The 6,787-nt window shown below is 72.2% G+C and carries 5 protein-coding genes; all 5 read right to left on the reverse strand.

Annotation, left to right across the window (positions count from 1 at the left end):
• Positions 1-112 precede the first annotated feature (112 nt).
• Positions 113-949, reverse strand: coding sequence for a shikimate dehydrogenase family protein (locus tag ABEA26_RS34225; protein WP_345597729.1), 837 nt, complete (start codon positions 947-949; stop codon positions 113-115).
• A gap of 82 nt (positions 950-1,031) precedes the next feature.
• Positions 1,032-1,982 (reverse strand): class I SAM-dependent methyltransferase, encoded by a 951-nt coding sequence (locus ABEA26_RS34230; RefSeq protein WP_345597731.1) that lies wholly within the window; start codon positions 1,980-1,982, stop codon positions 1,032-1,034.
• 48 nt (positions 1,983-2,030) lie between these two features.
• Positions 2,031-3,662 (reverse strand): bifunctional 3-(3-hydroxy-phenyl)propionate/3-hydroxycinnamic acid hydroxylase MhpA, encoded by a 1,632-nt coding sequence (gene mhpA, locus ABEA26_RS34235; RefSeq protein ID WP_345597733.1) that lies wholly within the window; start codon positions 3,660-3,662, stop codon positions 2,031-2,033.
• A gap of 24 nt (positions 3,663-3,686) precedes the next feature.
• The gene (locus tag ABEA26_RS34240; RefSeq protein WP_345597735.1) at positions 3,687-4,469 is read right to left on the reverse strand and encodes an arylamine N-acetyltransferase family protein; all 783 of its coding nucleotides are present in this window, start codon (positions 4,467-4,469) and stop codon (positions 3,687-3,689) included.
• 4 nt (positions 4,470-4,473) lie between these two features.
• Positions 4,474-6,787 (reverse strand): SDR family NAD(P)-dependent oxidoreductase (locus tag ABEA26_RS34245; RefSeq protein WP_345597737.1); only part of this gene is annotated, 2,314 nt, incomplete at its 5' end.

A 6,787-nucleotide genomic window follows, 5' to 3' on the forward strand; every position in this document is an offset into this window, starting at 1 on the left:
GACTATTTCCTCTACCGAACGAGGGCCTGCTGCACCGGTAATGGCTATTTTCGGCCCGTTCCGGCGGGGCGGAGGACGGCGTCATGTGCCGGCTCCGCGCCGCGTCCGCCGGTCAGCCGGTGGTCCGGGGGACGCCGAGTCCGAAGAACGCGCGGTAGGAGTCCACCTGGCCGGTGAGCATGTGCATCCCGTGGTGCACCCGGTGGCCCCGTGCCGCCGCCTCCTTCAGCAGGGGGGTCTCCTTCGGCTTCATGATGATGTCCGCCACGACGCCGCCGGGCGGCAGGGCGGCGGGCGCGAACGGCAGGGGGTCCTCGGCGCGCAGGCCGAGCGGGGTGGCGTTGACGGCGATGTCCGTCTCGTGCAGCGGCAGTTCGGGAACCGCACCGACCTGCCCCGGCCAGTGCCGGGCCAGCCGGTCGACGAGCTCGGCCAGTCGGGACGCGTCGGGGTCGAGGACCGACAGGTGCGCCGCGCCCGCGGTGAGCAGCGCCGCCGCGATGGCGCTGCCCGCGCCTCCGGCGCCGGCCATCGACACCCGCCTGCCCCGCGGGTCGTGACCGGCCCCGGCCAGGCCCGCCACGAACCCCGAGCCGTCGAAGTTTTCGGCGAGCCAGGCCCCGTCGGGTTCGCGCCGCAGGGCGTTCGCGCTTCCGGTGATCTCCACCGTGCCGCTGCGGCGGTCGGCCAGAGCGGCGACGGCCGCCTTGTGCGGCACGGTGGCGAACAGGCCGTCGAGGTTGCCCACCCGTTGCAGGCCGCGGACGACGGACTCGAGGTCCGCGGCCCGCGCGTACACGGGCACCAGCACCGCGTCGATACCCAGCTCGGCGAAGACCGGGTTGAGCAGCCCGGGAGACTGGACCTGTGTGATCGGGTCGCCCAGGACGGCGTACAGACGGGTGTTCCCGCTGATGGGTGCCGGAGGCGGGCTGGCTTCGGTCGTCATCGGTTTCGGCTTCCTCGGGCTGGACTGCGATGGGAGACGGGCGCGGGCCTCACCCGCTGCGGGCGGTTCGGCCGGTGCCGGGTCAGATCTTCTTGGCCACGTAGAGGCGATAGCTGTCGACCGGCGGCATGAACTGCGACGGCAGCACGCCCATCCGCTTCAGCAGCTTGGTGGAGCCGCTGTCGGTGTAGCCGGCGAAGGAGCCGCCCACGGCCTCCGGGCCGACCCGCTTGGCCATGTGCCGCTGGATGGCGCCGACCCGCTGCTCGCGCAGCGCCTTGTGGAAGGAGCCCTCGGGGGAGAGCCGTCCGTGGATCGCGGCCTGGACCTGGGCCGAGATGTCGCGGTCGAGCAGCCACTCCAGACCGAGCTCCTTGTCCTGGAGCTCCTTCAGGAAGGCGTGGCGCTGGGTGGTGTAGAGGTCGACGTGCGTGAAGTATCCGCCGGGCTTGAGCACCCGGGACACCTCCTCCAGGAACTTCTCCAGGCTCGGGTAGTTGTGGGCGCTCTCGATGTTCACGAGGACGTCCACCTCGCCGTCTTCGAACGGCAGGTTCTCCGCGTCGCCCTGGACGTAACTCAGTCCGGTGCGACCGAGCGAGGCGTTGGCGCGCTTGACGGCCTCGTCCGACAGGTCCAGGCCGACCATGCGCTCGGCGTCGACGACGCGGGAGAGGAAGTTCAGGCCCTCGCCCAGTCCGCAGCCGACCTCGAGGACGAACTTGTCGGCGTAGTCGCCGAGCTCGAACGGCACCTCCCGCAGCGCGGCGAAGTACAGCTCCTCGGAGTAGCCGTCCGTGTCGTAGTCGAGGAAGCCGGGTATGAGGGTGCTGATCTCCTTGGCGTTCTGCTCGTCGTGGTAGCCCCAGTTCCACAGGATGCCCTTCCTGGACATCCGGGCCTGGAGGTCGTAGCTGGTGGAGATGTTCTTCTTGTGCGTGCCCTCCTCGGCACTCTGACCCGCCTGGTCGTCGGTCAGGTTGATCTTGTTCACGCTGGCGAACAGGCCGTACATGTCTTCACGGGTGCCCATGTGCATGGTCCTATCTAGTGGTGCTGCAGGGGGTTCTGGGGGCGCGGCTCAGCCGGCGTCGGCCTGGACCGGTGTCCCCAGTCGGCGGGCGAGTCCGTCGACGAGATCGCGCAGGTCCTCGGGCCCGTGGGCCGCGCCGAAGACGGTGAAGTCGGGGCGCACCAGCACCGCCGTCGCCCCGCATGCGGCGAGGTACGGCAGGTAGCGGTCCTCGGTGTCGGCCACGGCACCGGGGCCGGTTCCGGCCGGGTCCGTGCCGACGGGCAGGACGTGGGCGAAGCGGGTGCCGATGCCCTCGAGGAAGGCCCGCCGCCGGGCGTCCAGCGATGTCTCGGGGTCCTCCGCGGTGAGCAGGACGAAGCCCAGGCCGACGATCTCGTCGAACAGGCCCTCCCCCTCGGCGCCGGCCACCCGGGCCTGCGGGAAGAGGGTGCCGGCGGGGGCAGTAGGCGTGTCGTCCCCGGCGCGGTGCAGCAGTCCGTCGTCGAGGGGGATCGCGGTCGACATCGGCAGGGCCGCGGTGCCCTCGCGGTCGCGGGCGGCGAGCATGATCGCGTCCCGGTCGGCGGCGGCCGCGGGGTCGGTCACGCAGATGACCTTGCCCAGTTTCACGGACGTGGTGACGGCGTTCTGCACGTGGGCCCGGCGCTCGACGGTGTAGGTGTCGAGCAGGGACGCGTCGGCGCGGGAGCGCAGGACCAGGTCCAACTTCCACGACAGGTTGGCCACGTCGCGGAAGCCCGAGCACATGCCCTGCCCGGCGAAGGGCGGCATGAGGTGGGCGGCGTCGCCCGCGATCAGCAGGCGGCCCTTGCGCCACTCCTCCGCCCAGCGGGCTTGGAAGGTGTACACGGCGTGCCGGTCGAGCGTCGCGTTGTCCGGCCGCACGTCGAACATCTCCAGCATGCGCCAGTGCGTGTCCTCGCGCCGCAGTTCCTCGATGTTCTCGCCGGGCAGCCTCATGAACTCGAAGCGGCGGTGCCCGGGGCCCGCCGACACGGCGGTCCGCGGCCGCCGCGGGTCGCAGATCTGGACATTGTTGGGGCGGAAGGCGCGTGGCTCGTTCAGTACCACGTCGCAGATCAGCCAGTCGTAGAAGAAGCCGAGGTCGGTAAGGGGGCTCTCCATGGACTCGCGGACGAAGCTGTTGGCTCCGTCGCATCCGACGACGTACCGCGCGGTGAAGGTGTGCTCCTCCTCGTCGGCGTCCTCGGAGATCACCTCGACCAGGTCGCCGCGGTCGTCGAGTTCGACGACCTCCTGGCCGCGCACGACGCGTAGGTGGGGGAAGTCGGTGCCCCGTTCGATGAGGGCGGCCTCCAGGCCCGGCTGGTACATGGCCGTCGCCTGCGGCCAGCCGCAGTGGCCGTCCACGGCGCTCTCCAGCTGCAGCAGGGTCTCGCCTTCGGCATTGCGCCATGCGTAGTCCCGGGAGTTCTCGCCGAACTTGTCGAGGAAGGCCCCGATGCCGACGGCCGCCAGGTTGCGGGCGGCCTCGTCGTCGAAGCCGACCGCCCGCGGCATGGGGTACGGCTGGGCGTAGCGTTCCACGACGGTGACCCGCCAGCCGCGCCGGGCCAGCAGGATCGCCAGTACCTGCCCGACGGGGCCGTAGCCGACGACGGCCACGTCCGTGTCGGCGTCCGTCCCGGCGCCGGTCGTCAACGTCTCCACTGTCATGTCCGTTCTCCGTCCGGTCCCGTCTCAGCCGTTGCCCGTGCCGGCGAGGATGTCCTTCACCGTGCCCTCGAACTCGGCCTTGTCGATGAGCGTGCGGATCGACTCGTGGCCGTCCTCGACCGTCAGCAGCCGCCGGCCGGTGAGGACGAGCTGTCCGTGATCGGTGGCGCGGCCACGCAGGGCGGTCCCGGCGAAGAGGGAGTTCTTGACGATCTCCTGGGAAGCGGTGTCCTGCGGACTGTCCCAGTCGGAGACCGGCCGGGGCGTGAGCTCGAAGCGGTACACCGACCGCCAGTCGCCGGCCGCGGCCTTCCGTTCCAGCACGTGGTGGCTGCCGTCCGGCGTGAGCCGGTAGGAGCAGCCGTACTGGTGCTGCACCTCGTCGGTCATCCGCAGCGGCTCCAGGTACGAGGGCCCGGCGAAGCCCACGTCCACCAACCAGGCCTCCCCGTCCAGCCGTACGCAGTTGAAGGTGTGCTCGAAGTCGGGTCCGAACTGCCCGTTGGGCCAGCGCTGGGACGCGGCCAGGATCGAGACGTCGTAACCGAGTTCGGTCAGCAGCCTGCGGAACAGCCCGCTCAGGTCGTGGCACACGCCGCCCGCACCCTCGACGACGATCGCGCGGAACGTGGCGTCGACGTCGATGTCGACGACGTTGCGGAAGCCGGTGAAGCTCTTGATGAAGTGGCTGCTGTCGTAGGCCAGCGACATCAGGTGCCTCTTGTGCAGGAGGCGGAGCGTCTCAGCGTCCGGCGCGGGCGCCTCCGGGAGTCCCAGCCGGCGCAAGTAGGTCTCGACCTCGAACATCTGCCTACTTTCCCTTCTCGGTGTGGTCCCACTTGGCCAGCAGTTCACGCAGGTGCGTCACGGCCCGCGCACGCGATGCGTCGTCGTGCAGCGCCGGGGCCAGCACTGATTCCAACCTGCCGATCTCGTCGACGACGGTCTCCGGCGTGACGGCGAGTTCGGGTTCGAGCGCCTCGAGCATCAGCTCGGCGATCATCCCCGCGGTGGGGGCGTCGAAGATGAGGCCCTGGGGCAGGTCGAGACCGGAGACCCGGTGGAGCCGGTTGCGCAGTTCGAGGCCGGTCAGCGAGTCGAAGCCGATGTCGAGGAAGGCGACGCCGTCCTCGATCGCGACCGGGCCGGTGGAGTGCCCGAGGATCTGTCCGGCCTCCTTCAGCACCAGGTCGGTCAGCGCGGTCATCCGCTCCCGCGGGGGCAGGGGCAGGAGCAGCGTCCGCAGAGCCCCGTCCTCGTCGCCCGCCTGCGCGTCGGCGGCGGTGTCGGTGGTCCGCGCGGGGGCGGCCTCGGGCAGTTCCCACAGCAGCGGGCGCTGCCGGGCGGCGGTGTAGGCCGGTGCGAACCGCGACCAGTCGATGCCCGCGACGACGAGGTGGCCCTCGTCCCGCGCCATCGCCTGTCCCAGTGCCCGTACGGCGAGTTCGGGTCGCATCAGCTCGACGCCGACCTCGGCGAACTCCTCGGCGACGGCGTCGTCGACCATACCGCCGCCGGCCCAGGCACCCCAGGCCACCGCGGTCGCCGCCCGGCCCGCGGCGCGCCTGCGGCGGGCGAGGCCCTCGACGTGGGCGTTGGCGGCGGCGTAGCCGCTCTGTCCGGCGCCGCCCCAGACGGCGGCTCCGGAGGAGAACACCACGAAGGCGTCGAGCGGGTGCCCCGCGAACAGTTCGTCGAGGTGCACGGCGCCAGCGATCTTCGCCCGGCCCACTTCGGCGAACTCCGCGACGGTGCTGTCCGGCAGACGCCGCGGCTCCTGCGCGGTGCCGGCCGTGTGGAAGACGGCGGAGACGGGCACGTCGGACGGGACCGCGTCGATCACCTCGGCGAGCGCGGCCCGGTCGGTGACGTCGCAGGCCGCGACGGTGACCCGGGCGCCCAGAGCGGTCAGTTCGGTCTCCAGCGCGTCCGCTCCGTCCGCCGCCCCGCCGCGGCGGCTGAGCAGCAGCAGGTGCTCGGCGCCCCGTCCGGCGGCCCAGCGCGCCACGTGTGCGCCGATGCCGCCGGTGCCGCCGGTGACGAGGACCGTGCCGCGCGGCGTCCAGCCGTCGGCGGAGGCGGCCGCGCCCTCGCCGGACGCGGTCGTGACCGGCGCCGTCGTGGCGGACGCGGTCGGGGCCGTGGAGGTCGTGTCACCGGTTCCGGCATCGCCGACACCGGCGGTCCCGGTCTCGGCGGAGGCGCCCCGGGAGGCGGTCTCGGCGAAAGGCTCGGTGCGGACCATCCGGCGTGCGTACGCGCCCGCGGGGCGGATCGCCACCTGGTCCTCGCCGTGCTCCCCGCAGAGTACGGCGACCAGCCGGCCCAGCTCCGTCGTGTCCGGCTCGGCCGTCACGTCGACGAGTCCGCCCCAGGACCTGGGGTGGTCGAGGGCCAGTACGGTGCCGAGCCCCCAGATCATGGGCTGGTCGGCGCTCCGTACCTCCCCGTCCTCCCGGACGGCGACGGCTCCGGAGGTCAGGCACCACAGCGGGGCGGTGAAGCCGAGGTCGTCGAGTGCCTGCACGAGGGTGACAGTGGCCGCCGTGCCGCGCGACAGCGTGGGGTGTTCGGTGTCCGGCCGCTCGTCCAGCGCCAGCAGGGACACCACACCGGCCGGGGCCGCCGCCGGGTCGAGGCCCGCCCGCACGAGTCCGGCGCGGAGGAGTTCAGCCAGGCCCTTGCGGTCCTCGCCGTCCACGTCCACACGTACGACGCGGCCGCCGTGTGCGGTGAGCGCGGCGTCCAATGCTTCCGCCGGCGCGCCGGTGTGCTCGGCGGACGCCAGCACCAGCCACGTGCCCTCGGCGGCGATCGCGCCTGGCACCAGCCGGTCCGTCACCGGCTGCCATTCGATCCGGTACCGCCAGCCGTCCAGCACGGCCTGGTCGCGGTGACGCCGGCGCCACGAGGACAGGGCGGGCAGCACACCGTCCAGCGCCGTGACGTCGACCTGGAGGGAGCGGGCCAGCGAGTCGGCGTCGCCGCTGTCCACGATGTTCCAGAACGCCGTGTCGACCGGGTCGGATGCGGTCGCGGTCTCAGCAGCGACCGGTGCGTCGCCCTCGATCCAGTAGCGCTGGTGCTGGAAGGCGTAGGTGGGCAGGTCGGTGCGGTGGGCGCCG

Origin of the sequence: Streptomyces marokkonensis (genome assembly GCF_039539045.1) — a bacterium.
In the GTDB taxonomy this organism is placed as follows: domain Bacteria; phylum Actinomycetota; class Actinomycetes; order Streptomycetales; family Streptomycetaceae; genus Streptomyces; species Streptomyces marokkonensis.